This window comes from Myroides sp. A21, from assembly GCF_000807225.1.
In the GTDB taxonomy this organism is placed as follows: Bacteria; Bacteroidota; Bacteroidia; order Flavobacteriales; family Flavobacteriaceae; genus Flavobacterium; species Flavobacterium odoratimimum.
In genome coordinates, this window is sequence record NZ_CP010327.1 from 1,346,858 (window position 1) to 1,372,939 (window position 26,082).

The 26,082-nt window shown below is 36.8% G+C and carries 21 protein-coding genes; 14 read left to right on the plus strand and 7 right to left on the minus strand.

The features are described 5' to 3' along the window. The first annotated feature begins 12 nt into the window (after window positions 1-12). From MYRA21_RS06235 to MYRA21_RS06250, 4 genes are all read left to right on the plus strand, one after another. The gene (locus MYRA21_RS06235) at window positions 13-2,328 is read left to right on the plus strand and encodes a transglycosylase domain-containing protein (protein WP_006257825.1); all 2,316 of its coding nucleotides are present in this window, start codon (window positions 13-15) and stop codon (window positions 2,326-2,328) included. Between the two features lie 69 nt (window positions 2,329-2,397). Further along, window positions 2,398-3,099: a CoA transferase subunit A gene (locus tag MYRA21_RS06240; RefSeq protein WP_006257824.1), complete on the plus strand. Its 702-nt coding sequence runs from the start codon at window positions 2,398-2,400 to the stop codon at window positions 3,097-3,099. A gap of 20 nt (window positions 3,100-3,119) precedes the next feature. Then, window positions 3,120-3,773 carry a CoA transferase subunit B gene (locus MYRA21_RS06245; protein WP_006257823.1) on the plus strand — a complete coding sequence of 218 codons (654 nt, stop codon included), beginning with the start codon at window positions 3,120-3,122 and terminating at the stop codon, window positions 3,771-3,773. Window positions 3,774-3,884: 111 nt separating this feature from the next. Then, window positions 3,885-4,976, plus strand: coding sequence for an AI-2E family transporter (locus tag MYRA21_RS06250; RefSeq protein WP_006257822.1), 1,092 nt, complete (start codon window positions 3,885-3,887; stop codon window positions 4,974-4,976). Between the two features lie 53 nt (window positions 4,977-5,029). Here the strand turns inward: MYRA21_RS06250 and MYRA21_RS06255 are convergent, their stop codons facing one another. Together MYRA21_RS06255 and MYRA21_RS06260 are read right to left on the minus strand one after the other, a co-directional pair. After that, the gene (locus MYRA21_RS06255) at window positions 5,030-5,869 is read right to left on the minus strand and encodes a universal stress protein (RefSeq protein WP_006257821.1); all 840 of its coding nucleotides are present in this window, start codon (window positions 5,867-5,869) and stop codon (window positions 5,030-5,032) included. Between the two features lie 142 nt (window positions 5,870-6,011). Then, window positions 6,012-6,803, minus strand: coding sequence for an NAD(P)H-binding protein (locus MYRA21_RS06260; RefSeq protein ID WP_006257820.1), 792 nt, complete (start codon window positions 6,801-6,803; stop codon window positions 6,012-6,014). Window positions 6,804-6,901: 98 nt separating this feature from the next. Here MYRA21_RS06260 and MYRA21_RS06265 point away from each other — a divergent pair, with 98 nt between their 5' ends. After that, window positions 6,902-8,173, plus strand: coding sequence for an ectonucleotide pyrophosphatase/phosphodiesterase (locus tag MYRA21_RS06265; RefSeq protein WP_006257819.1), 1,272 nt, complete (start codon window positions 6,902-6,904; stop codon window positions 8,171-8,173). Between the two features lie 84 nt (window positions 8,174-8,257). On the opposite strand, the gene MYRA21_RS06270 is transcribed toward MYRA21_RS06265, so the two are convergent. From MYRA21_RS06270 to MYRA21_RS06290, 5 genes are all read right to left on the minus strand, one after another. Then, on the minus strand, window positions 8,258-9,052 hold the full coding sequence (locus MYRA21_RS06270; protein ID WP_006257818.1) for a porin family protein: 795 nt from the start codon (window positions 9,050-9,052) through the stop codon (window positions 8,258-8,260). Window positions 9,053-9,080: 28 nt separating this feature from the next. Beyond that, complete coding sequence (locus MYRA21_RS06275) at window positions 9,081-10,220, minus strand: PCMD domain-containing protein (RefSeq protein WP_006257817.1); 1,140 nt, start codon at window positions 10,218-10,220, stop codon at window positions 9,081-9,083. Between the two features lie 318 nt (window positions 10,221-10,538). Then, entirely contained in the window at window positions 10,539-11,327 is a 789-nt protein-coding gene (locus MYRA21_RS06280; protein ID WP_006257816.1) for a porin family protein, read from the minus strand. A gap of 1 nt (window position 11,328) precedes the next feature. Continuing rightward, window positions 11,329-12,423, minus strand: a complete 1,095-nt coding sequence (locus tag MYRA21_RS06285; RefSeq protein WP_006257815.1) for a PCMD domain-containing protein — start codon at window positions 12,421-12,423, stop codon at window positions 11,329-11,331. Between the two features lie 254 nt (window positions 12,424-12,677). Continuing rightward, window positions 12,678-14,204: a bifunctional GNAT family N-acetyltransferase/carbon-nitrogen hydrolase family protein gene (locus tag MYRA21_RS06290; protein WP_006257814.1), complete on the minus strand. Its 1,527-nt coding sequence runs from the start codon at window positions 14,202-14,204 to the stop codon at window positions 12,678-12,680. A gap of 162 nt (window positions 14,205-14,366) precedes the next feature. Here MYRA21_RS06290 and MYRA21_RS06295 point away from each other — a divergent pair, with 162 nt between their 5' ends. The 9 genes from MYRA21_RS06295 to MYRA21_RS06335 all read left to right on the plus strand — a co-directional run bounded on the left by MYRA21_RS06295 (window position 14,367) and on the right by MYRA21_RS06335 (window position 26,036). After that, window positions 14,367-14,702 (plus strand): single-stranded DNA-binding protein, encoded by a 336-nt coding sequence (locus MYRA21_RS06295; protein WP_006257813.1) that lies wholly within the window; start codon window positions 14,367-14,369, stop codon window positions 14,700-14,702. Window positions 14,703-14,872: 170 nt separating this feature from the next. Then, window positions 14,873-15,592, plus strand: coding sequence for a response regulator transcription factor (locus tag MYRA21_RS06300; protein WP_006257812.1), 720 nt, complete (start codon window positions 14,873-14,875; stop codon window positions 15,590-15,592). Then, window positions 15,582-16,940 carry a HAMP domain-containing sensor histidine kinase gene (locus tag MYRA21_RS06305; RefSeq protein ID WP_006257811.1) on the plus strand — a complete coding sequence of 453 codons (1,359 nt, stop codon included), beginning with the start codon at window positions 15,582-15,584 and terminating at the stop codon, window positions 16,938-16,940. The genes MYRA21_RS06300 and MYRA21_RS06305 overlap by 11 nt, the downstream gene beginning before the upstream one ends. A gap of 494 nt (window positions 16,941-17,434) precedes the next feature. Next, the gene (locus tag MYRA21_RS06310) at window positions 17,435-18,130 is read left to right on the plus strand and encodes an MgtC/SapB family protein (protein ID WP_006257810.1); all 696 of its coding nucleotides are present in this window, start codon (window positions 17,435-17,437) and stop codon (window positions 18,128-18,130) included. Between the two features lie 21 nt (window positions 18,131-18,151). After that, a complete protein-coding gene (gene mgtE / locus MYRA21_RS06315; protein ID WP_006260487.1) occupies window positions 18,152-19,549 on the plus strand; it encodes a magnesium transporter in 1,398 nt (465 codons plus the stop codon). Window positions 19,550-19,763: 214 nt separating this feature from the next. Beyond that, window positions 19,764-20,882, plus strand: a complete 1,119-nt coding sequence (locus MYRA21_RS06320; protein ID WP_006257808.1) for an efflux RND transporter periplasmic adaptor subunit — start codon at window positions 19,764-19,766, stop codon at window positions 20,880-20,882. 17 nt (window positions 20,883-20,899) lie between these two features. Then, on the plus strand, window positions 20,900-24,010 hold the full coding sequence (locus tag MYRA21_RS06325; RefSeq protein WP_006257807.1) for an efflux RND transporter permease subunit: 3,111 nt from the start codon (window positions 20,900-20,902) through the stop codon (window positions 24,008-24,010). An 8-nt stretch (window positions 24,011-24,018) separates the two neighbouring features. Continuing rightward, a complete protein-coding gene (locus MYRA21_RS06330) occupies window positions 24,019-25,314 on the plus strand; it encodes a TolC family protein (protein ID WP_006257806.1) in 1,296 nt (431 codons plus the stop codon). A gap of 11 nt (window positions 25,315-25,325) precedes the next feature. Continuing rightward, window positions 25,326-26,036 (plus strand): outer membrane beta-barrel protein, encoded by a 711-nt coding sequence (locus MYRA21_RS06335; protein WP_006257805.1) that lies wholly within the window; start codon window positions 25,326-25,328, stop codon window positions 26,034-26,036. Window positions 26,037-26,082 lie beyond the last annotated feature (46 nt).

A 26,082-nucleotide genomic window follows, 5' to 3' on the forward strand; every position in this document is an offset into this window, starting at 1 on the left:
ATTATAGACTTTATGAGTTCAAGTAAAAACAAAAGAGGGGATAAGAAGCAACCAAAGAGTTTGCGAGGTTATTTAAAAGCGTTTTGGATTCTATTCTTAGGAATGGTTGCCGCAGTTATTTTCTTTTTCTTATGCGCATCATGGGGAGTTTTTGGGCCGATGCCAACCTTCGATGAGTTAGAGAACCCTGCTAGCAATGTAGCGACTGAGATTATCTCTTCAGACGGTAAAACAATAGGTAAGTTTTATTTAGAAAATCGTGTGCCTGTTAAGTATGAAGATTTACCAGAGTATTTAGTTAATGCATTAATAGCCACAGAAGATGAGCGTTTTAAAGAGCATTCAGGTATAGATGCTCGTGGTACACTTAGAGCAATTACTTCTGTAGGGAGTAGTGGTGGAGCTAGTACCATTACACAACAGTTAGCTAAATTATTGTTTCATGGAGAAGGGTCTAGAAGTTTGCCTAAACGTATTACTCAGAAGGCAAAAGAATGGGTTATCGCTGTGAAACTAGAAAGACAGTATACAAAAGAAGAGATTCTTACGATGTATTTAAATAAAGCTGACTTTGTTAATAATGCAGTAGGTATCCGCTCTGCTACTCGTATCTATATGGGTAAAGAGCCTAAGGATCTTACTATAGATGAGGCTGCTATGTTCGTAGGAATGTTACAGAATCCAGCTTATTTTAACCCTGTTCGTAGACCTGAGTTAGTGCATAAAAGACGTAATGTAGTGTTGCACCAGATGGCTCGTAATGGCTTTATTTCAAAAGAAGAAAGTGTAAAACTACAAGAGTTACCATTGGCATTAAACTTCACTCCAGAAAGTCATAGAGAAGGTATCGCTACTTATTTCCGTGAGTATTTACGTGATTATATGCGCCGTTGGGTAAAAGAGAATCCTAAAAAAGACGGTACTACTTATGATATTTATCGCGATGGATTAAAGATATATGTATCTATAGACTCACGTATGCAGAAGTATGGTGAAGAAGCTGTAGAAGCACATATTGCTAACTTACAAGAAGAGTTCTTTATAGATCAGAAGAATAATAAGATGGCTCCATTTTATAAAATTAACCAACAAGAGGTTGATAATATTATGATGAGAGCAATGAAGACTTCAGAGCGTTGGAGACAAATGAAGGAGCAAGGTAAATCTGAGAGTGATATCATCAAATCATTTGATGTGAAAACAGAGATGAGAATCTTCTCTTGGAAAGGAGAGAGAGATACTGTGATGACTCCTAAAGACTCTATCCGTTATTATAAGCATTTCTTACAAGCGGGTATGATGGCAATGGAGCCTCAGACAGGACATATTAAAGCATGGGTAGGAGGTATAAATTACAAACACTTCCAGTATGACCACGTAGGACAAGGAGCGAGACAAGTAGGTTCTACATTTAAACCATTTGTATATGCTACTGCTATAGAGCAATTACATTATTCTCCATGTGACTCTATTATAGATTCACCATTCACTATGCCTAAAGGTAGATATGGTATTTCTAGAGATTGGAGTCCTCAGAACTCGAACCGTTCTTATAGAGGTATTATGACCTTAAAACAAGCTTTAGCTGGATCTGTAAATACTATAACAGCTAAGTTGATGGATAAAGTAGGGCCTAAGGCTGTTGTGAATATGTGTAGAGATTTAGGTATCTCAGGAGATATTCCACAAAGTCCAGCGATTGCATTAGGAGCTGTTGATATTACTGTTAGTGATATGGTGGCAGCTTATAGTACATTTGCGAATCAAGGTATCTATGTGAAGCCTATTTTTATTACACGCATAGCTGATAAGAATGGAGTTATTTTATTCAATGCTATACCTGAGACAAAGGATGTAGTGAGTAAGGATGTAGCTTATGCTATCATTAAGTTGTTAGAAGGGGTTACTGAGTCAGGATCAGGGGTAAGATTACGTACTACTTGGCAAGGTGCAGGTTATAAACGTGTAACAGGTCACCCTTATAAGTTTACTAACCCTATTGCAGGTAAAACAGGAACGAGTCAGAACAATAGTGATGGTTGGTTTATCGGTATGGTACCAAATTTAGCAACAGGAGTATGGGTTGGTAACGATGATAGAGCAGCTCACTTTAGAACGATGACTTATGGACAAGGAGCAACATTAGCATTACCTATTTGGGGTATATTCATGAATAAGTGTTATGCTGATAAGAGTTTAGAGGTAGCTAAGTCAGGCTTCCCTGTACCAGAACACCTATCTATACGAGTAGATTGTACGAAAATTGTTCAACCAGAAACGGATGATGTTTCTGAAGGAGCTTTAGATACAGAAGAATTTGATTTTTAATAATAGAAACGCCTTTTTTTAAAGGCGTTTTTTTTTGTATTTTAGGAACATATTACTAAACCAAATATTATGATCAATAAAAAGGTAGCTAATGTTCAAGAAGCTTTAGCAGATATACAGAATGACATGACTATCATGTTAGGAGGATTTGGCCTTTGTGGTATTCCTGAGAATAGCATAGCCGAATTGGTAAAGAAGAACGTAAGTGGTCTAACGTGCATTTCTAATAATGCAGGTGTAGATAATTTCGGCTTAGGATTATTATTACAGAAGCGTCAGATAAAGAAGATGATCTCTTCTTATGTAGGAGAGAATGCAGAGTTTGAACGCCAAATGTTATCTGGAGAGTTAGAAGTAGAGCTTACTCCACAGGGTACTTTAGCAGAGAAGTGCAGAGCTGCTCAGATGGGGATCCCTGGTTTTTATACTCCAGCAGGGTATGGTACTGAGGTAGCAGAGGGTAAAGAGGTAAGAGAGTTTAAAGGTAAACCACATATATTAGAATTAGCCTTTGACGCTGATTTTGCCATCGTAAAAGCATGGAAAGGTGATGAGGCAGGTAATTTAGTTTTTAAAGGAACAGCGCGTAATTTTAATGCTTGTATGGCTGGAGCTGCTAAGATAACTGTAGCAGAAGTGGAAGAATTAGTTCCTGCAGGACAATTAGATCCGAATGAAATACATGTACCTGGGATATTCGTTAAGCGTATTTTTCAAGGAGAACAGTATGAGAAGAGAATTGAGCAACGCACAGTTCGTTCAAAGAATTAATCACCTTTTAAACTTAAGTTATGTTAGATAAAGTAGGAATTGCAAAACGTATAGCAAAAGAAGTTAAAGATGGCTTCTATGTAAATTTAGGAATAGGTATACCAACATTAGTGGCAAACTATGTGCCTGAAGGTATGAATGTTGAGTTTCAGAGTGAGAACGGTATATTAGGTATGGGGCCTTTTCCATATGAAGGTGAGGAGGACCCGGATTTAATTAATGCAGGTAAACAAACGATTACGAGTTTACCAGGGGCGTCTTTTTTTGATTCGGCAACTAGCTTTGGGATGATACGTGGACAACATGTAGATTTAACTATTCTAGGAGCTATGGAAGTATCAGAGCAAGGAGACATTGCGAACTGGAAGATTCCTGGGAAGATGGTAAAAGGTATGGGAGGAGCTATGGATTTAGTAGCTTCTGCAGAGAATATCATTGTGGCGATGATGCATGTGAATAAGGCTGGAGAGTCTAAGATATTAAAAGAATGTACATTACCCTTAACAGGTGTGAAGTGTGTTAAAAAGATAGTTACAGAGTTAGCTGTTATGGAAGTAACAGATCAAGGTATTAAGCTATTAGAAAGAGCACCAGGAGTATCTGTAGAAGACATTATAAAGGCTACTGAGGTTACTTTAATCATTGAGGGAGATATTCCTGAAATGACAATATAAAAATTAAATAGAAGAGCTCTAAGAGCTCTTTTTTTATTTCAGCTTCTTTATTTCTGAATGTATATATGTTGATTAAGTCTGTAATTGTTTATTTTTATATAAAAAATGTACATGAATAAGTTTGTCCAATTCCCTTTGTATCTAAAGATAACCTGTGTTTTACTTAGCTTGGTTGTATTTAGTTATATCGCTATTTTACTTGAGAACATATTTGTACCTATGTTTTTAGGTGTATTGGTAGCTTCTTTATTAGTTCCTTTTAGTGAGTTTTTAGAGAAGAAATTTAGATTTTCTCGTGGTATTGCTTCTATAGTAGTTGTAGTCTTAGCTTTGCTTATTTTGAGTAGTGTTCTATTGCTGATAGGAATGCAATTAACACACTTACAAGATGATTGGCCAGCATTCCAACAGCAGTTGTTAGAAGGAGTCTCTAATATCCAAGAATGGGTGTATAGTAAGTTTGGTATTGCGAAGGAGAATCAAATGAATTACTTAGAATCAGCTGCATCTAATTCACTAAAGACAGGTACAGATATATTAGGAGCCGCTATGAGTTCTTTGTCTACTTTATTAATGTTTCTTGTATTCACGTTCTTATATTCAGTATTCCTATTGATCTATAGGGGACATTTGGTACGCTTTGTATTAATGTTATTTCACAGTGATCACAAGGATAAAGTGTTAGATACGATACATGCGATTCAGAATATGGTGAAGAAGTATTTAGTAGGGTTGATGTTACAGATGATGATCGTTACTACATTAGCATTTATAGCGTTTTTAATACTAGATATTAAGTATTCGTTTATGCTAGCATTGATTACGGGAGTATTGAATGTATTACCTTATATCGGTATTCTAATCGCTTTAGTTATTACTATTTTAGTGACATTTGCGTCAGCTTCTGGAGCCAAGGTGTTATTTGTGTTAATAGCCTTTGTTGTTATCCATGCTATTGATGGTAATATTGTGATGCCTAAAATAGTTGGTTCTAAAGTTAAAGTCAATTCTTTGGCCGTGATAGTAGGACTTATTTTAGGAGAGATGGCATGGGGAATATCAGGTATGTTATTAGCCATACCTACTTTAGCAATAATGAAGATTATATGTGATCGCGTAGATAGTTTAAGACCTTGGGGGTATTTATTAGGAGAAGAGACTTATCCCGAAAAGATAAACATAGAAGAAGAAAATAAAGAGTAAGTATAAAAGTAAAGAGGTTAGCCATTGGCTAACCTCTTTACTTTTAAAGCGATTTACTTCTTAGATTTATACACAAAGAAAGGAACTTTTAAGCGTTTAGCTAAGTGCTGTGTAACGCTCTTAGATAAGATATTCTCTATAAAAGTTTTGTTTCTTTTAATCGTTGCTACTAGATCTACAGGTTCATGTTCTATAAAGTCAAGTAGTGTCTTCTCTATATTTTCTGCATTGAATATATGGAAGCTGACAGGAGCATCTTTATACTTCTCTTTCCATTTATTATATATCTCTTCGCATGAGACACACCCTTTTGATTTAACATGAACTATTTTTAAATGTGCTTTATTGGCTTCAACACCTTTAATAAGGTCATCAAGCGTAGCTTCCTCTTCTTGTTCAAAGCGAGAAGTAAAGATGATATTATTTAGATCTCTAAAATGAGCTTCTTTAGGAATACTTAATACAGGTATATCTACCTTTGTAATTGTATTGATAGTATTAGATCCTAATAGTTTTTTGTGAAAACTAGCATTCGCTCCATCAGTACCCATTACTAGAAAGTCAATGTGATTTTCTTCAATAGCATTCAGTATTTCAGGGATTAGTAATCCCTCTTTTACTTTAAAGAATACAGGTACATGTTCTAAGTTTAGCTCACGTCTTGTTTCGATAAGTGCAGGGCTATTCGCATGTAATTGTTCCAGTTTCTCAAAATCGTTTTTCTTAATAACATTTTCCACTAGATGTGGACTGATACCACCCGATATAATAGGAGGATCATAGACATGTAATACATAGAGCTCAGCCTCTCTATAGTTAGCTAACTGCAGTGCATATTTAAAAGCATTGTTTGCAGTCTCTGAATAATCAGTTGGAAATAATATCTTTTTCATAATAGAAGACTTTCTTGTAGCATACAAGATACTAAAAAAAATGATGGTAAATTATTTTTATAACAATAGAATTAATGATACATTTCTATTGATTAACTAGAAAAATCTAGAACATATATTTGAATAATTGCTTTTTTTTTATCTAAAATTTATACGATAAATCAGTAGCCATAGCGATTTTATTTCCACTGATTTTCTTGTAAAAAGCGCTATTATTCTCTCCTATAGGAGGTAAAGTTAGACTGTGTTTAGTCGCCTCTTGTGTGTAATAATCTAACCTGTTTTTATATTTAGGTGATACGATATTGTAGATATGGTTACCTGTGAATCCCTTTTCTATAATGGCAGTAGATAGCGTGATAATATCATTAAGATGAATCATATTAATAGGCAACTCAGGGTTCTCTAATATATTTCTTCGAACGATGTAGTCTACTGGTTTTCTTTCTTCACTGAATAATCCACCTAAGCGTAAGATACAAGTGTTGATTCCATCTTCATTTAATAGTACATCTTCAGCTTCTCTAATCTGTACTGCTGTAGGTTCATTTGAGAATAGTTGATTGTCTTCTGTGATCTCTTCGTTTTGTGGAGCATATACAGATACAGAACTCATCATGATAACATTCTTGATATTGTGTTTACGAATATAAGGAAGTAACTTTTTAAAATTCTCAGCATACGTTGGTTGAGGCTCATCTCTAATAGGAGGGATAGTAATGATAAGAAGTTCAGCATTGCCAATGAATGAATCTAAAAACTGAACATTATCTTCATATAGATTAATATGATAAGGCTTGATCTGATGTTCCTCTAAGATATTCATTTTGGCTAGAGTAGTGGTCGAGCCCTTGACGTGATATCCTTTTTCTATTAAATTTTCGGCCAATGGTGTACCTAACCATCCACTACCGAGTATGCTTATATGTTTCATATTAAGTGGTGTAATTTTTAAAATAGTTATAAAAATAGGAATTTACTTTGTAAGGATAAATTTATCTACGGATATTTGGTCAAGAAAAACAAAACAACATGAAAAAAATACTATTTCCCCTATTAACTTTCGGGTTGTGTTTGACAATGTCTAGCACTGTTTCTGCTCAAGAAGTACAAAAACAAATCGTAGTAGAAAATCGAGTTAACGATAGTAAACAAGTAGATAAACCTTATGTTATCTTGATCTCTATTGATGGTTTCCGTTACGATTATATCGAGAAGTTTGGAACGAAGTTTTTAGAGAAGTTTGGAAAAGAAGGTGTGAGAGCAGAGTCTATGCAACCATCTTATCCATCAGTTACTTTCCCTAACCATTATACGATAGCGACAGGACTATATCCTTCACACCATGGTTTAGTTGGTAATAATATGTATGATCCAAAGATAGAGGAGAGATATTCTCTTAGAAATGCTAAAGCTGTACACGACCCTGCTTGGTATGGAGGTACACCATTATGGGTATTAGCAGAGCAACAAGGAATGTTGAGTGCATGTTACTATTGGCCTGGATCTGAAGCACCTATTAAAGGGACTTTACCATCATATTACTATGCTTACTCTGAGAAGTTTGATATGGATGGACGTATTAATGAAGTAGTGAATTGGTTGACATTACCAGAAGAGAAAAGACCTCACTTCATTACCTTCTATTTACCAGAAGTAGATCATGCAGGTCATGGATTCGGACCAGATGCAGAAGAGACAAAAGAAGCAGTTCACTATGCTGACCAATCTATAGAGAAACTTGTAGCAGCAGTAGATAAGTTAAACTTACCTGTGAACTATGTGATTGTCTCTGATCACGGAATGCTAGCACTTGACCAAGAAACGCTATTGAGCTTTCCTTTAAAGTTAAAAGGAGATGAGATGAAACTAGCGAGTAATGGTACTTATATAAGTGCTTTTATCAATGATAAGACTCAGATAGACAAGTACTATAAGAAGATTAAAAAAGCGAGTAACCCTAAACACATGAAAGTGTATAAAACAGAAGATCTACCTAAAGAGTTTCATTTTAGCAAAGAGCATGATCGCTTTGGTAGAATAGGGGATATCGTGGTAACAGCGGAAGCTCCATACTATTTCACTAACAGAAAATTAGCAGGAAGTCATGGTTTTGACCCAAACTCTGTTAAGGAGATGCATGCTATTTTCTTAGCTAAAGGTCCACAGTTTCAATCAGGGAAGACAATAGGAACATTTGAGAACATCGATGTATATCCTGTTATCGCTAAGATATTAGGTTTAGAGATTACAGAAGAAATAGACGGTACAGATAAAGTAGCTAAAGAAGTATTAGTAAAATAGTTAGAATAATCTATTCTATTGAAATAAGAAAAGGCTTGTAGAGTTTTCTACAAGCCTTTTTATTTGTGTTTTAAGACACTTCAATTAGAATTGGTACCCAAACCCTAAGTTTAAGTATATATTGTGCATAGAGAATGATATAGCGTCAAAATCGCTATTTAATACTCCATTAAATCCATAAGATAACTCTCCTAGTAAAAAGAAGTGATTATTCATCTTCCATTCAGCACCTACTTGAGTACCCCATTGGAATTTGCGTACTTCATCAGAGAAGTCATAAGGAGCACTACTATCATCCTCGAAAGTTAATTTAATACCATTAGGGTCAGTTTGTCTTAGATGACCATTCGATACATATCCATCAAATGTTTTGTCTATTAAAGCTGAGAAATATAGCCCTCCATAGATATTCCAGTTATCATTGATAGAATACACCACATTTACAGGTACGGTTAGATAAGTGTTTCTCACCTTCGTTTTTACATCTCCAGTGAAGTAACCTCTTACTTTAGAGTTGTCTTGTATAATCTCTGTTAAGTAACCTTTTACATTTGCCTTCGTTGTCATTCCTTTCCCTTCAAAGCGCAGACCTAAACGAACTCCCCACTGTTTATCATCAGTTAACCATTTCGTAGCATTAGCTTCTAATCCTAACTGTAATCCTGGGTTGTAACTATTGATTTTTCGTATTTCTCTTGGAAGACCTAGAGGAGAAGAACCACCGATACTAAAATGTGCTCTTATCTGGTAATCCATATTTTCTGTAAAGAACTTTTCAAAAGAATTTTTGTCTGATGCTTTTGATTCTTCTTGATTTTGTGCAGAAGTAGTAGTCAGTATTCCTAATGAGAATATTAACGTATATATTATTTTTTTCATTGTCTCTTAATTATGTATTGTACTAATATTACTTATCGAAGTCTAATTCAACTTCATCAATTTGTAGAGTACTACCAACAGCTCCATTGAAGATATCTCCTTCCACACTTGCAGAGAATACGATAGCAATCATATAGTTAGCCTTCGGATCAAAAGTTTTCCCCTCTACCATTTGGAATGGGATTTCAAATTTTGTCCATTCATCAGTTTCAACTCTGTTCTTATCGTCTAATCTTGCGATAGCAACCATCCTAGGATCTAAGAATTTGTGGTCACCTGCTAAGAATTCTTTTTTAGGATTGTCTCCTTTTTCAAAGATAATAGCATATGCATCCCATGCATCTTTAGTTAGTGCAGATCCTTCTTTGCTTGTGATTGTAAAGTCTTTTCCAGCTTTATATTTATAGTATCCTTTTAATGTTTTAGGCATATTAATTCCTGTACTATAAGGAATACCAAATCTTGTAGATTTAATAGCTGGGAATGTAAAATTAAAAGTACCTAAGTATAAGTTCCCTGCTGCGATAGGAGACCCCATCATACTACCAAGAGGTCCAGTACTTCTAGTTACCATTTTTACTCCTTTACCTTTGTATCCATCATTAATAGAGAAAGTCGGGTATACTGCTGGTGATAGCTCTTGATCGTCTTCTAGTAATGTTTCTGCCAGCATATTATAGCCTTGGTTACCACTAGCCCAGTCGTATTTTGTCATACCATCAGGAAGTACCTCGAAGAATTCGTGGTATTGTCCTTCTGGCCCTTCAGTCACTTCTGTGTGTACATTCTCAAAATCATAATGTGTAATAAACGTATTTGTCAAGAAACTTACATTGTATGCTTTTTTCCATTTACCATCTTGTGATGTAATAACGTACTGTACTGGACCTTTAGAGAAGTTTTGTTTTGACCCATTTTCAGGAGTGATAGTTGCTCCGTCCGATAATTTAAATAGCGGTGCAAACTCTCTTTCGTCTACGTCAGGAAGAAGTCTAAAGAACACATTATTATTAGTAATTGTTGGAGTAGTAAGTAAGAACTTATTCGCATCTTCAATTGTTGCAGAAGTAATGTCTGATTCCATTGTGTCTGCCTCATCTTTTATACAAGAAGAGAACGTGATCCCTATGGTTGTTAATAGGGCGAATAATAAGTAGTTTATTCTCATAAGTATTGTATTATTTATGTTATATAAAATTATTGCTTGCTATTTAATGATAACTTAATGTTTAATTAACTGTCAAATAACAAACGAACATACAAAGATAAGGATTATCACTCTAATAGTCGTTTCCTTTAAATACGTTAAAGATATGAGGACAACTTCTTGTTTTGATATTATTGTAAGTGATTCGGTTTTTTGTACTCTTAAAGTTTGCCTATTCATTGAGAAAATGAAAAACACTGTGAGAATGTTTCAAATGGTTTTTAAATAATAAAGGTCAATCTATACGATTGACCTTCATAGTTTAATGTTTTTTTAACGTTAGAACGTATACCCAAAACCGAGATTTAAGTAAATATTATACATTTTAAAAGAGATAGCATCAAAGTCTTTTTTGAAGACACCATTCAGTCCCCAGTTTAGATCTGAGAATATGCGGAAATGTGTATTTAGCTTGTATTCACCTCCTACTTGTACTCCATATTGAAATCTGTTTAGATCCTCAGAGAAGTCATAGTCGCCTTTAGCATCTCCTTCGAATTCTACAGGTGTACCGATAGGTGTACCTTCTCTTAACACTCCATCATACACATATCCTGTAAAGTCCTTGTCTATTAAGCCTGATAGATACAGTCCTCCATAGGCATTCCAGTTCTCAGATGCATTATAGGCTACTAATACAGGAAAGGTTATATAAGAGTTTTTCATCGTAGTCTTTACGTTTCCTGTGAAGTACCCTTTGGTTTGTTTTCCATCACCACCATCTATCTGAGTATAATAGTTCTTTACACGAGCATCTGTTTTCATACCTCTACCTTCCATGCGCAGCCCTGTACGGATTCCCCATTTGTGGTCATTGCTCAACCATTTAGTGACGTTTAACTCTAGTCCTAATTGCAGCGTAGGGTTATAGCTATTGATCTCTCGTATCTCAGCAGGCATACCGAGTGGAGTACTTCCTCCTATGCTGAATTGTCCTCTTAGTTGGTATTCTATATTTTCTTTAAAGAAAGCTTTAAATCCTGTTGTGTCTTTAGTTTGAGCGAAAGACACTGTGTTTATTCCTATCAATAGGATTAAACAAATACTATATCTCTGTAGTAATCCCATCTTATTCCTTATTATCTTTTTCATAAACTAACTCTATCTCGTCTACTAGCAGTGTACTGCCTACTGCGCCCTTAAAGTCCGCTCCATCTATACTAGATGTCATCACGATAGCGAGTATATAATCTTTCTGTGGATCATAGGTCTTACCAGGTACTAGCACAAACGGGACATTAAACTCCGTCCACAAGTTTGTCTCTATTCTATCTTTAGCTTCTATTCTAGCGATAGCTACATTTCTAGGATCTTTAAAAGCGTGATCACCTGCTAGGAAGTTGTTTTTCTTTTGTGTTTCAAATAATATTGCATAGATATCAAAAGTGTCTTTTGCACCAGGTATCTCGTTATAGTTACTGTCTGTCACGATTTTACCAGCAGTGTATTTAAACGAACCTCTTAAACTACTAGGTAGCTCACCTGTGTAGGGTAGCCCAAACTTGGTAGATTTAATAGGAAACAGAGGATTGAGTTTAAAAGTACCTAGGAATAAGTTACCGGCAGCTATAGGGTTACCTGCTATCTGTCCCGTTTTTGAAGTATAGACCGTCTGCATCTTTACAGACAGACCACCTCTTCTACCAGGTGCTATCGTAGTAGGGTATCCTTCTGGTGGCGTGTTTCCTGCTACAGTAGAGTATCCCTCATTACCGCTATCCCAGTCGTATATTTTATCTCCATTAGAGCCTATTTCGTAGAATCTATAGTATCTGTTTTTATTTGTAAGTTCTGCATTGTTAAAGGTGTATAATGTACTTAGCTCATCACTCGTGAAGCTAACGATATACTTCTTTTTCCAACTTTGATCTTGTGCTGTTACGATAACTTCCTGACTATTTCTGAAGTCCCTTGTTGTACCATTAGGAGGATCCATAGTAGCATTAGGCGAGATGATAAAGAAAGGTGTTTGTTTTTCTAAATCAACATTCGCTTTTACTCTAAATTCTACAGATGTATTCGTGATAATAGGATCTGTCTTTAGATACTCAGAAGGAATATATGCCTCTAGAATGTCTGCATTCGTATCTAGTTCCTCATCCTTGATACATGATGAGAAGATTAGTGGAGTTAGCAGTAAGAAGGCTTTAATGTACTGATTCATATAAGTCTTTTTTATTGGGATAACAATATTCTTGCCACAGTTAGTTTTAGTATGATGTCTTCTTCATTTAGATACCCTATATCCTCCGTCATAATCGAGATAAAAATAAAAATATTGTTCTGATTATTTATCTAAAAGATGATTTTTTAGTTAGTATTTATACCTGTTTTAATGTGGTGATTATTAGGTTTTTGCATAATAAAAAAAGGGATGACCATTCAGATCACCCCTTAGTTAGTATATATTGGATTGTATTATTTCAGAGCTCTAGTTTGATATAGATCCGTACGTCTATCTTTTTTGATACGTACACTACCGTGCTCGTGTAGTTCTTTTAGTAAGTCTACATCCACATCTACGATAAGTGTCATCTCTGTATTAGGTGTTGCTTCTGCTTTTACCCCATTTGTTGGGAAGGCAAAGTCAGATGGAGTAAGTACAGCTGCCTGAGCGAACTGTATATCCATATTATTCACCTTCGGTAGGTTACCCACACATCCAGCTATCGCCACATAACACTCATTCTCGATCGCTCTAGCAGCAGCACAGTTTCTCACACGAGTATATCCATTCTGCGTATCTGTAAGGAATGGAACGAATAAGATATCCATCCCTTGATCTGCTAGTAATCTAGACAATTCTGGGAACTCCACATCATAGCATATCATGATACCGATCTTACCACAGTCTGTATCGAAGGTCTGTATCTTAGATCCTCCTCTCATACCCCAGTAGTGTACTTCGTTAGGAGTGATATGGATCTTAGAATACATCTCGTATGTACCATCTCGCTTACATAAGAATCCTACGTTATATAAGATACCATCTACTAAGTATGGCATACTTCCTGTGATGATATTGATATTATAAGAGATAGCAAACTCCTGAAACTTCTTGCGTATAGAGTCAGTATATCTTGCTAATTCACGTATTGCATCTGCCTCAGATAAGTGGTTATAGTCAGCCATAAGTGGTGCTGTAAACAACTCTGGGAACATAGCGAAGTCACTCTCATAGTCTGATACCGCATTGATAAAGAATTCTGCCTGATCGAAGAACTCTTGTAGATCGTTTAGCGGTCTCATCTGCCACTGTATCAGCCCTAGTCTGATTACACTTTTTTTAGCATTGATCAGCTGTACATCTTTCTCATAGTAGATATTATTCCACTCTAGAAGTACTGCATATTCCTTAGAACTCGTGTCTCCCTCTAGGTAATTGCGCATTAGGCGTACCATGTGGAAGTCGTTAGCCATCTGGAATGACATCACAGGATCGTGTATTTCTTTTGTTTTTACTTTTTCTAGATATTGCTTAGGCGTTAGCTCATCAGCATATTTAGAATATTTAGGGATACGCCCTGCGAATACGATAGACTTCAGATTTAACTGTTCACACATTTCTTTACGCGCATCATATAACCTTCTTCCTAATCTAAGTCCTCTATACTTAGGATGGATGAATACGTCTATACCATATAGTACATTTCCTTCCGGATTATGCGTGCTAAAGGTAGAATATCCTGTAATCTGCTCATAGGTATGGGCAGACATTGCCTGTTTTTCATCAATAATAAGTGACAAAGCTGACCCTACTACAACACCATCTACTAAAACGACAAGCTGTCCTTCTGGAAAGACTTCTAATAATTGTTCGATTTCATCTTTGTTCCAGTACGAATCTTCTAGCCCTTGGTATGATTCGAGCATTGATTTTTTTAGCTCTAAATAATCGTCAATTAATAAATTTCTTAATTCTACTTTATTGATAGTAGTCTCCATAATGAATTTTTTTGTTTGCAATTTACGAATAAAAGAAAACAAAGTAAATGAGAAGTTTGGTTAAATATTCAAATAAGTGTTAAAAAATGGGGCTATTTTTGATATTGTTTCTATTGAACAAAGCTATATGTAATAAAATATTAACCATTAAAAAAAACAGTTATGAGTTCAATAAAAAACAAAGTGCAATTAATTGGCAGGGTTGGACAAGACCCAGAAGTGAAAATGTATAAATCAAATAAAAAGCGTGCTACCTTCTCACTTGCGATAAATGATGTGTATTATAACGATGCTGGAGAACGAGTAGAATCTTGTAATTGGCATAATATTACAGTCTGGGGGAAGCTAGCCGACATTGTTGAAAAGTTTGTTAATAAAGGAAAAGAAATTGCTGTCGAAGGTAAGTTAGTTAATCGTAGCTTTGAAGATAAAGATGGTAATCAGCGCTATGTTACCGAAATTGCTGTTTCAGAATTAGTTTTTCTAGGCAGTAAGTAAAGTTTTATTATTTCTGTTGTCGCTCAATATTCGCAAGAATTTTGAGCGACTTTTTTTTGTGCTAATCCTTTGTAGGCAATATGTAGGGCAGGATTTAGCAACTATTTAGTACACTGTAATTTAACTTTATAATTAAAGTCTTACATCTCATTTTTTAAAAAAGCCTTACCTTGCTACAGGATAATTTAAGTAGTAATACAGTGGATAAAATATTAGTTATCGAAGATGATATTCGCGTAGCAGAATTACTTCAGCGCAGTCTAGAGGAACAAAACTTTGAAGTAGATGTAGCTTATGACGGATACTTAGGGAAGAAACTTGCCTTGCAGAAACCGTATGCACTAATCATAACAGATGTAATCTTACCTAAGATCAATGGTATCGATCTGTGTAAGGAGATTAAGGCTACCTTACCTCATATCCCTATCATTATGCTTACAGCACTAGGTACTACAGATGATAAGGTAGAGGGATTCGATGCAGGGGCAGATGACTATTTAGTCAAGCCATTTGAGCTAAGAGAACTTTATGTACGTATACGTGCATTGCTTAAGCGCTTCGAACATATACAGTCTACTGACGCTCATCTTTTAAAATATGCAGATTTAGAATTAGACCTAAACGAAAAGGTATTTAAGAGAAACGGACAAGAGATACATCTGACTCCTAAAGAGTTTAACCTACTGCAGTATATGATGGAGAATCCTGAGCGTGTACTATCTAGAACAGAGATTTCTGAGAAAGTATGGGATACACACTTCGATACAGGAACTAACTTTATCGATGTATACATCAACTATCTGCGCAAAAAGATAGAAATAGACCCTTCTAAGAAAGTGATTCATACCAAATCTGGTATGGGATTTATACTAAAGAGTAATGAGAATTAAGACTAGACTTACCTTATTGTTTACCTTACTAGTGGCATCTATATTATTAGTATTTGCTGTAGTAGTGTATTGGTCATCGTCTAAGAATAGGGAAGTGGAGTTCTTTGAAGAGTTAGAGAAGGAAGCCATCACTAAGGCTAAGCTATATCTAGAGACAGAGGTAAAGTCATCTACACTACATAAGATATACAGATATAATAATGAAGTCATCAATGAGGTACAGGTAGCTGTATATGACTTTGACTTTAATCTATTATACCACGATGCAGAAGAAATCGATAGTGTCAAGGAGACTAAAGAGATGATCGATCAGATCGCTTCACAAGGACGTGTACACCTATTCCAAGATGACTGGCAGGTGATTGGTATAGTGTATAACAGTGGAGGTCAGGACTATGTAATCACAGCCATCGCTCTAGATCAGTACGGATATACGAAGCTGCACAATCTTTTTCTGACGATACTCGTGTTGAGCATTGTGTCCTTGATTGTTATTTTCTTTGTGGGAAGCTTCTTTGCAGAGCGTGTTCTACGTCCATTGAAGCTAATGAATGAAGAGATTAATAATATCACGGCTACTAATCTAGATTTGCGAGTGAGTACTGAGGCTAATCAGGATGAGCTGAGCCGATTAGGAAATACATTTAATACGATGTTAGACCGACTAGAACAGTCTTTTGATTCGCAGAAGCAGTTCGTGTCGAATATCTCACATGAGCTACGCACTCCATTAGCAGCAGTGATAGCAGAGTTAGAGTTATCACTTTCTAAAGAACAAGACACCGCTAGCTATATCAGAACAATAGAGAACGCTTTATCAGATGCGAAGAAATTGGTACGATTATCGAATAGTTTATTAGACTTCGCGAAGGCGAGTTATGATCCTACCGAGATTGTATTCAAGCCTACTAGAATAGATGAGGTGATATTAGATGCCTGTCAGAAGATACAGAGGGGAAATGCTGCATATACCTTTAGCTTTATGATAGATGAAGAGATAGACAGCGAAGAGTTAGTGACGGTACGAGCAAACCCTTACTTACTGGAAGTAGCGATTATTAACTTGTTAGAGAATGCGTGTAAGTACTCCGATAATCATCATGGCAAGGTGAGTATTTCTAATCTGAATAATGCTGTAGTGATCAAGATAGCTGATGAAGGATTAGGGATGAGTGCAGAGGATCTAGACGGGATCTTTAAACCATTCTTTAGAGGTGAGAACGGAAAACACTTAGATGGAAATGGTATCGGACTTTCATTGACCAAGAAAGTTATTGATTTACATAAAGGTACTATTACAGTCATTTCAGAGATAAATAAAGGTACAGAGTTTACGATAACCTTATAGTACAACCATATAATAGCAGAAAGCACTCCTAGTAGGGGTGCTTTTTTTTGTAGTGTTGTTTCTCCTTATGATTAGCTATTAGAGGTTGTTCTAATCTTGTTGAATGTCTTTTTTGTCCTTTTTCGGTAGGTGTGGTCGGCATGTGGTCGGCTAGTGATGGGCATTTGGTCGGCTTATAAGTACCAAAAATAGCCCATCACTAGCCTATCATACCTATATCATTAGGCAATCATGTGAACTTAAAACGAAATAATGTCAAGCAGAGTGATGATTTTATCGCTTTTGGAACGCTATATGTGGGTATTCTAATAGGATTCTAATTTTTTTCTAAAAGCTTTCTAATAGCCTCTAGAAGGGGTAATACCTACTTTTGCCAAGTCAAAAAAAATAAGAGATGGAAACAGAGTCCACATTAGTTAAACGGGAATGTTAAACCTTCTTTCTGAATATGCATGATAACAATGTAGCTCAGAAAGAGCAAAAAAATAGTTATCATGTTAATTACAGTATTTATAGGAAGATTAGCTCTTGCTTTTATTTTAGGAGCTCTTATCGGGGCAGAGAGACAAGTGAGACAAAAAAGTGCGGGTCTAAGAACCAATACGCTAGTGAGTATCGGTGCAGCAGGCTTCGTGTTGATGGCGTATACCATCGGAGATATGGCTGTGGGGAGAGTAGCCTCTTATGTAGTAAGTGGTATCGGATTCTTAGGAGCTGGAGTGATTATGAAAGACGGATTCAGTATCCGTGGACTGAACACTGCTGCTACGATCTGGTGTTCGGCTTCAGTAGGGTCTATGTGTGCTGTAGGCTTATGGATGGAAGCGATAGCGATGACAGTATTGATTTTATTAGCACATATTTCGCTTAGACCTATTGGCAATATGATTAATAAACTCTCTTTTGAGAGTGAGACAGACTCAGCTGAGGTTCATTACGAGATTATCGTAGGATGTAAAGAGCAGGTAGAGAATCATATCAGAGTAATGGTGTTAGAGAATCTACGCGCTCAGAAAGATCTTCAGCTACGTTCATTAAAAAGTACAGATAATGGCAATCCTGCTTTTTCTTACCTGAAGTTTGAGATACTATGCATCGGTAAGAAAGATGATATTCTAGAGCAGATCACGAGTAAAGTGTCTTTAGAATACGGAGTATCAGAAGTGACATGGGAATTGACAGCGTATTAATCTATTAAAAACTGAGGTATTATGAGAATGCATAACAGAGATTTAAAAAATCTACAGAAGATAGCAACTGATATGAACAGTATGGAGAAGATAACGATGATGCTGCCTGTGATCAAGAAGATGCCTATTATCGACATCAGCGAGCTACTGAGTAGAGTGGCTAATGATGATTTGGTTCTTGTGTTTAATGAGTTTACAATAGCAGAGCAAGGGGAGATTTTTGCAGAATTTCCGTTGGTGAAGCAGTTAGGATTCTTTCAGAGAGTGAGTAAGAAGCTATTCGCTAGGATATTCGAAGAGATGCCATCAGATGCTAGAGCAGATCTGTTTCAGCTGATGACACAGCAGGAGCAGGTAGACTTACTACCTTATCTAACGAAGAATATACGCGAGAATGTGCTAGCACTTAGTTCGTATCCTGCGCATACAGCGGGGGGAATCATGATTACAGATTTCGCTACAGTATCTAAAGACATGACGTGCTTCGAAGCGATACAACAAGTGCGCAAAGACTCTCCTTCTAAAAAGACGATATACTATGTATATGTAGTGAATGAGGATAAGACTTTAGTAGGCTTTATTACTTTAAAAGATTTGATCATAGCTGAGCCTGATGTATTAGTTAAGGACGAATTACATACAGAGTTTGTATTTGGTTTTTTAAGTGATAGCAGTGAGTCAATAGCGAAGAAAATAGATAAGTATCAGCTAGTAGCCTTGCCGATACTAAACGATAAGAAACAGCTAGTAGGAATAGTGACACATGATGAGGCACTAGATGTGATACAAGCAGAACATACAGAAGATATGGAACGCTTCATGGGAATCATTGGTACGAATGAGGAGTCTGATTATAATCAGACGAGTATATTCAACCATTTTAAGAAGAGAGTGTTTTGGCTAGTGACACTAGCAGTAATCGGGATAGGAGCAGGGATGATCATCTACAGTTATGAAGCGACATTAATGCAGCTGATGATTCTAGCCTTATACATGCCGATGATAGCCTCTACAGGAGGTAATGCAGGGAGTCAATCTGCGACAGTAGTGATCAGATCACTGGCACTAGGGCAGATTACAGTAAAGTCATGGCTAAAGGTATTGTGGAAAGAGCTAAGGATAGCACTGATGTTATCTTGTTTTCTTGGTTTAGTCGCTTTTGGTATCGTAGTGTTTCTAAACTGGGGGACAGAGATTCCGACAGGTTACACACTAGCGTCCATAGGAGGAGTGATCGCGTTAGCCCTGTCGCTACAGGTGATTACCTCTACGATAATAGGAGCTTTGTTGCCGATGTTGGTTCGCAGGTTTAACGGAGACCCTGCAGTAGCAGCTAGCCCAGCTATCACTACGATCGTAGATATATCGGGGTTACTGATTTACTTTAGTATAGCAGCTCATTTTTTCAACCTAAAGTAGCATGATTATTGTAGATTACACTTAACATAAATTATATAAAAAGGAATGCAAAAATTACGCTCTCGATGCGATCTGTCAGCAGAAGGATAATAAAAATTCATAAAATGCTTCGTTATTTAATATGGAATCTCCGTATTATGAAGTAACTTTAAAGTGTTTTTAAGATAAAAACTTAGTGAAATAATAAATAAGGTATTAATTAAAAATAAACATAATGGCTAAAACATTAAAACTAGCAGGTATTTTAGGAGTTAGCATATTATTGAGCTATTGTTCTGAGAAGAAAGAGCAGGCAGCAGATAGTGCTCAGTTTACAGTAGAAAATAAGATCATCACTCTAACTGAAACTTCAAATCTAAAAGACAGAATAAAAACAAGTAAGGTATCAGAAGAAGACTTTACTTTCGATCTAGTTACTGCTGGGGTAGTGAAAGCTATTCCCAACCATTATGCAGAAATAGCATCTCCTTTCTCAGGGAGAATAGTCAAATCATTTATCAAACTTGGGCAAAAAGTGAGTGAGAATACTCCTTTATTTGAAGTGTCTTCACCTGACTATTTTGAGGCTCAAAAGGATTACTTCGATTCAAAACAAGAGTTTAAACAAGCAGCTCTAAACCTTAAAAGACAAGAAGACTTACTGAACAACGGTGTTGGGGTAAGACAGGAGTTCGAAGAGGCAGAGACAGAATACTCTATCGCTAAGGCGGCTTATGATAACGCTCGTGCAGCATTAAAGATATATAGTGTAGATGCTAGCTCACTAGTACTAGGACAGGCATTGACAGTGCGCTCTCCTATAGCTGGAGAGGTCTTAGAGAACAACCTAGTGATAGGACAGTTCATTAACGATGAGGCTGACCCAGTAGTGAAGATCGCTTCACTAGGTAAAATATGGATAGTAGGTAAAGTGAAAGAAAAAGATATCAATCACTTAGCTAAACTAAACAAAGTACAAGTGGAACTTGCAGCATATCCTGATGCTCCACTATCGGGTACTATCTATCATATCAACGAGATCGTGGATGAGGAGACTAGAAGTATAGATGTACTGATAGAAGTGGATAATGAGAAGAGAATTCTAAAACCGGGTATGTATGTGAGTGTTCGTTTTATCGATCAACCAGAACCAGTAATCTTAGTGCCTTCTAGAGCAGTCTTACAAGGTGAAGATAACTCATTCGTATTCGTGAAGGTAGGAGAGAATAAGTATGCTAAGAAGAGCATCGTGATCGGAGGAGTGTCTGGAGATAAGACCGTTATCCTATCAGGATTAGACAAACAAGATGAGGTAGTAAGTGAAGGAGGAATCTACTTGCCACAAGCTATTTAATAATAAACAATAATACAATGAAGAAAGGTATAATAGATACAGCTATTCACAAAAGATGGCTTGTAGCAGCGTTGTTTGCTTTGCTGTGTATATTTGGATATTATTCTTGGAAACAATTATCAATAGAAGCTTATCCAGATATAGCAGATACTACTTCTCAAGTAGTAACACAAGTGCCAGGGCTGGCAGCAGAAGAGATAGAATTACAGATTACCATTCCGATAGAGCGCGCTCTTAATGGTATGCCTGGAATGCACGTGATGCGTAGTAATAGTACATTCGGACTGTCTATGATCACGATAGTATTCGCTGATGGAGTAGATGACTACTTCGCTCGTCAACGAATCCAAGAGCGATTAAACGATGTAGAGTTGCCTTATGATGCGACTCCTGAATTAGATCCGCTGACATCGCCTATCGGTGAGGTATATAGATATATCATAGAGGGAGATGGCTATAGTCTTAGAGAATTAACGGATTTACAAAACTTCGTGATTATCCCTAAGCTTAATCAAGTACCTGGTGTAGCTGAGGTAACTAACTTCGGTGGAATCACTACTCAGTTTCAAATCGAATTAGATCCACATAAATTAGAACAATACGGTCTATCGCTAAGCGATGTAACAGAGACGATAGAAGAGAATAACGTCAATGCAGGAGGAAGTGTTCTAACGAGAGGAGACCTTGGGTATGTGGTGAGAGGTATTGGGTTGATTAAAGATTTAGAGGATTTAGGTAAAATCGTTGTTAAGGCAGAAGATGGTATACCTGTATTCTTAAACGATTTAGGTCGCTTAAAATATGGAAATGTAGAGCGCAAAGGTATTCTTGGTTTTACAGATAGAGAAAGAGATTATTCTGATAGTATCGAGGGGATTGTACTGTTATTAAAACACGAAAACCCATCTGTAGTATTAGATAAGATACACCAATATGTAGATGAACTGAACAATGGTTTATTGCCAGAAGGTGTTAGAATACACACTTTCTTAGATCGTACAGATTTAGTAGATACGACATTACATACTGTGTCTACTACGCTAATCGAAGGAATTAGTTTAGTAGTGATTGTATTGATTGTATTCTTAGGAAGTTGGAGAGGAGCGCTATTAGTAGCGATTACGATCCCTGTATCTCTGTTGTTTGCATTTATCATGATGCACTTCACAGATATACCTGCTAACTTACTTTCGTTAGGAGCGATTGACTTCGGTATTATAGTGGATGGTGCTATCGTGATGATGGAGTCCATACTGAAGAAGAGGGAGGACAATCCAGAAGAGGAATTAAAAGAGAAGTCTATAGCACAGCGTACCAAAGAGGTAGCTAAGCCTATCTTCTTCGCTACAATCATTATTATCACAGCATACTTACCACTATTCGCTTTTGAACGTGTAGAGAAGAAGTTGTTTACACCGATGGCGTTTACAGTAGGATATGCCTTGATAGGGGCATTATTAGTAGCCTTGATTTTGATACCAGGTCTTGCGTATGCGGTGTATAGAAAGCCTAGAAAGATCTACCACAATAAGTGGTTAGAGAAACTAACGAATGTATATCACAATAGAATTATCAAGATTGTAAATAAGCCAAAGCAAGTATTCGTACCGTTATTAGTTGTTTTAGCGATTACAATAGGATTGTCAATGAAGGTAGGTAAAGATTTCTTACCTCCATTAGATGAAGGTTCTATCTGGCTTCAAGTAACCTTACCTCCTGGTATCTCACTAGAGAAATCAAAAGAGATGAGTGATACACTACGTGCTAGAACTATGAAGTATGATGAGGTAACGTATATCATGGTACAGTCTGGGCGTAATGATGATGGAACAGACCCATTTACTCCATCACATTTCGAATGTTCGGTAGGTATCAAGCCTTATAAAGAATGGCCTCGTGGTAAGACTAAAGATGATTTAATCGAAGAGTTAGCAGCAGAGTATGAGTCTTTACCTGGATTTACAGTTGGGTTCGCTCAGCCGATGATCGATGGGGTAATGGATAAGATATCTGGAGCGCATAGTGAATTAGTAGTGAAGGTATATGGAGAAGATTTTCACGAGACTAGACGTATAGCGAATGAGGTATTAGGTACACTGCGTACGGTAGATGGAGCGGTAGATTTAGCAATAGATCAAGAGCCACCATTACCACAGCTACAGATCCATGCGAATAGAGATAAGATAGCTCAATATGGATTAAACGTATCTGACGTTGCAGAACTTATCGAGGTGGCTATAGGTGGTAAGGCAATATCACAGATATTTATCGGAAATAAAGTATATGACATCAGTGCTAGATATACTGAAGAGAGTAGAAATACACCAGAGAAGATCGCTAACTTAATGTTGACGTCTAGTACAGGTGCTAAGATTCCGCTGTCTCAGGTAGCAGATGTTAAGACGAGTACAGGAGAGAGTACGATCACTCGTGAGATGAATAGACGTCACTTAACTGTAAAACTAAACGTGCGTAATAGAGACTTAGCGTCACTATTAAAAGAAGCGCAACAAAAGATAGAAAGCAATATCACGTATGATCATGAGAAGTTCCACATCGAATGGGGTGGACAGTTCGAGAATCAGAATAGAGCGTATAGCCGTTTGGCAGTAATTGTTCCTTTGACCTTGTGTTTAATGTTTGTATTACTATACGGAGCTTTTGGACAGTTTAGACAAGCTGGATTATTGATGATCGTTGTACCGTTAGCTTTATTTGGAGGGATGTTAGCCTTGAACATTAGAGGGATGTCATTGAACGTATCTTCAGCAGTAGGATTTATTGCGTTGTTTGGGGTTGCGATACAGAATGGGGTGATTATGATCTCCCATATCAATGATCTCCGCAGAAGAGGTATAGCATTAAAAGAGGCAGTACTAACAGGTGCAGAAGAGCGTTTCAGACCTGTATTAATGACGGCTACAGTGGCGGTATTAGGGTTATTCCCTGCTTCGTTAGCTACAGGTATCGGTTCGGATGTACAGAGACCTCTAGCAACTGTGATCGTTTATGGTCTATTATTCGCTACTGTTCTTACACTATTTGTATTACCTGCCTTGTATTATATGGTAGAACGCAAATGGGGTAGTGATAGCGACTTCGTAAAAAGTGAAACAGACGAAAATTAGGATTAGGTATGAATGTTATTAGAAAATATATACTAGTAGGATTATTAGCATTGTTCTGTAATGAAGTTGTGGTAGCACAACTTCATACAGACAATGTAAGTGATAAGACAGCATTGACATATAAGGAGTATCTTCATAAGATGTCAATGAACAACTTAGGATATGCAGCAGCGAAGTATAATATAGATATTGCAGAAGCTGAGGTACAAGCAGCTAAGATGTTCCCAGACCCTGAGCTGAGTTTTGGTTGGTTTGATAATCAACAGAAGCGTATGCAGATGGGTTATGGCTTTGAGGCAGAGTTATCATGGGATTTAGAATTAGGTGGTAAGCGCAAGGCAAGAAAGAATTTAGCTGCAGATCAGAAGACATTAGCAGAATTAGAGTTGCAAGAGTTCTTCCAGACTATGCGTGCAGAGTCTACTATCTTATATTTAGAAGCCTTGCAGAATAAGATGTTGTTTGATATACAACGCGACTCTTATGAGTCTATGAAGCAAGTAGCTAAGTCTGATAGTATTCGTTATACATTAGGGCAGATCAGCAAAGTGGATGCTATCCAAAGTAACTTAGAAGCTAAAGGGATGTATAATGAGTTACAAGATGCAGATGACGCTTGGGAGAATAGCTTGATAGAGATCAGAAACGTGATCAGTAAACAGAGAAACGATACGATATATTTGCCTCAGGGAGACTTCAACAAGTTTGATAGATTATTCTCTTTAGATGACTTGATTGTGACTGCTCAGAACAATAGAGCTGACTTCCTTGTCGCTAGACAGAATAAGGTGGTAGCGAGTAAGCAAGTCTCTTTAGCTAAAGCAGAACGTGCGATAGATTTAGGACTTAACTTCGGGGTAGAGAACAACTCTTTTGTAAAGAATGCTATTGCTCCTACACCTGGTAATACGGTGGTTAAAGCAGGTTTTTCTATTCCGCTGAAGTTCTCTAATAGAAAAGAATCAGGATTAAAAACTGCATTATACGAGGAACGTCAAGCTCATCTAGAATATGACTTTATAGAGCTAGAGTTAGAGAAAGAGATCACTCAAGCATATCGTAACTATCTAACGAAACAAAAGCAGATCAATAGGTTTGAAAAAGGGATGTTAGAAGAGGCTAAACAGGTATACGAAGGGATCAAGTATAGCTATCAAAGAGGGGCGAGTAGCCTATTAGAAGTGTTGGATGCACAACGTACTTATAACGAAACACAACAGGCTTATGCAGAGACACTATTTGGGTATGCATCTGCTCTAGTGGAGTTAGAGAACGCAGTGGGTATTTGGGATATTGATTTTTAAGAATGAGAGGTATGAAAAACTTATTACTAAGTGTATGCTCTGTGTTAGCAGTATCAGGTACAGCTATAGCACAAGATGTAAATCACGATTTAAAAGGGAATACTACTTTTAGTGTAAAAGGAGGTTGGATACAGTCTACGCTTAAAGGAGATGATCTAGAGTATTTAGCTATAGATGGTAAAGTGAGTAACCGCAATAACTTCTTCGTAGGAGTGAGTGTGGATAATAGTTTAGGAAAATATTTTGGGCTGAAACACGAGTTGTTTTATCAACAGTATGGTGGTCGCTTTGATAGAGAGACTGAGGATGGGGCAACACTAGATGCTAAATTGCAAATGCACAGTCTACGCCTTAATCCAATCAGTGCTGTGTTTAAAGTAGGAGGGCTACAGATATATGCTGGTCCTTATGTGAATATGTTATTATACTCTTCTATCACAGCAGTAGATGAAGAGGGGAATACATATAAAGATCACGGTATTTTCGGTAGTATAGAAGATGATCAAGAAGATGGACAGTATCTACAGAAGATGGACTACGGTATCGTAGTGGGTGCTGAGTACCAGTTTAACTGTGGGTTCTTAGTAGGAGCTAACTACAGTAGAGGATTTGCCAGTATCTTCGATAACTCTAATACATTTGGGTTAGAAGAAAATCCTGGTGTGAAGAACCTGAAGATATATAATCAGAGTTTTAATGTATTCGTAGGATATAGATTCTAATCAAAGAATACATTGTTTATAAGTGTAAGTGAAAGGCTAGTTGATC

Coding starts and splice junctions, on each gene's coding strand:
- MYRA21_RS06330 (WP_006257806.1), top strand. CDS start 24,019: ATGAATGTTATTAGAAAATATATACTAGTAGGATTATTAGCATTGTTC.
- MYRA21_RS06255 (WP_006257821.1), bottom strand. CDS start 5,869: ATGAAAAAGATATTATTTCCAACTGATTATTCAGAGACTGCAAACAAT.
- MYRA21_RS06305 (WP_006257811.1), top strand. CDS start 15,582: ATGAGAATTAAGACTAGACTTACCTTATTGTTTACCTTACTAGTGGCA.
- MYRA21_RS06260 (WP_006257820.1), bottom strand. CDS start 6,803: ATGAAACATATAAGCATACTCGGTAGTGGATGGTTAGGTACACCATTG.
- mgtE (WP_006260487.1), top strand. CDS start 18,152: ATGAGAATGCATAACAGAGATTTAAAAAATCTACAGAAGATAGCAACT.
- MYRA21_RS06265 (WP_006257819.1), top strand. CDS start 6,902: ATGAAAAAAATACTATTTCCCCTATTAACTTTCGGGTTGTGTTTGACA.
- MYRA21_RS06240 (WP_006257824.1), top strand. CDS start 2,398: ATGATCAATAAAAAGGTAGCTAATGTTCAAGAAGCTTTAGCAGATATA.
- MYRA21_RS06250 (WP_006257822.1), top strand. CDS start 3,885: ATGAATAAGTTTGTCCAATTCCCTTTGTATCTAAAGATAACCTGTGTT.
- MYRA21_RS06295 (WP_006257813.1), top strand. CDS start 14,367: ATGAGTTCAATAAAAAACAAAGTGCAATTAATTGGCAGGGTTGGACAA.
- MYRA21_RS06235 (WP_006257825.1), top strand. CDS start 13: ATGAGTTCAAGTAAAAACAAAAGAGGGGATAAGAAGCAACCAAAGAGT.
- MYRA21_RS06245 (WP_006257823.1), top strand. CDS start 3,120: ATGTTAGATAAAGTAGGAATTGCAAAACGTATAGCAAAAGAAGTTAAA.
- MYRA21_RS06325 (WP_006257807.1), top strand. CDS start 20,900: ATGAAGAAAGGTATAATAGATACAGCTATTCACAAAAGATGGCTTGTA.
- MYRA21_RS06280 (WP_006257816.1), bottom strand. CDS start 11,327: ATGGGATTACTACAGAGATATAGTATTTGTTTAATCCTATTGATAGGA.
- MYRA21_RS06270 (WP_006257818.1), bottom strand. CDS start 9,052: ATGAAAAAAATAATATATACGTTAATATTCTCATTAGGAATACTGACT.
- MYRA21_RS06285 (WP_006257815.1), bottom strand. CDS start 12,423: ATGAATCAGTACATTAAAGCCTTCTTACTGCTAACTCCACTAATCTTC.
- MYRA21_RS06275 (WP_006257817.1), bottom strand. CDS start 10,220: ATGAGAATAAACTACTTATTATTCGCCCTATTAACAACCATAGGGATC.
- MYRA21_RS06290 (WP_006257814.1), bottom strand. CDS start 14,204: ATGGAGACTACTATCAATAAAGTAGAATTAAGAAATTTATTAATTGAC.
- MYRA21_RS06310 (WP_006257810.1), top strand. CDS start 17,435: ATGTTAATTACAGTATTTATAGGAAGATTAGCTCTTGCTTTTATTTTA.
- MYRA21_RS06320 (WP_006257808.1), top strand. CDS start 19,764: ATGGCTAAAACATTAAAACTAGCAGGTATTTTAGGAGTTAGCATATTA.
- MYRA21_RS06335 (WP_006257805.1), top strand. CDS start 25,326: ATGAAAAACTTATTACTAAGTGTATGCTCTGTGTTAGCAGTATCAGGT.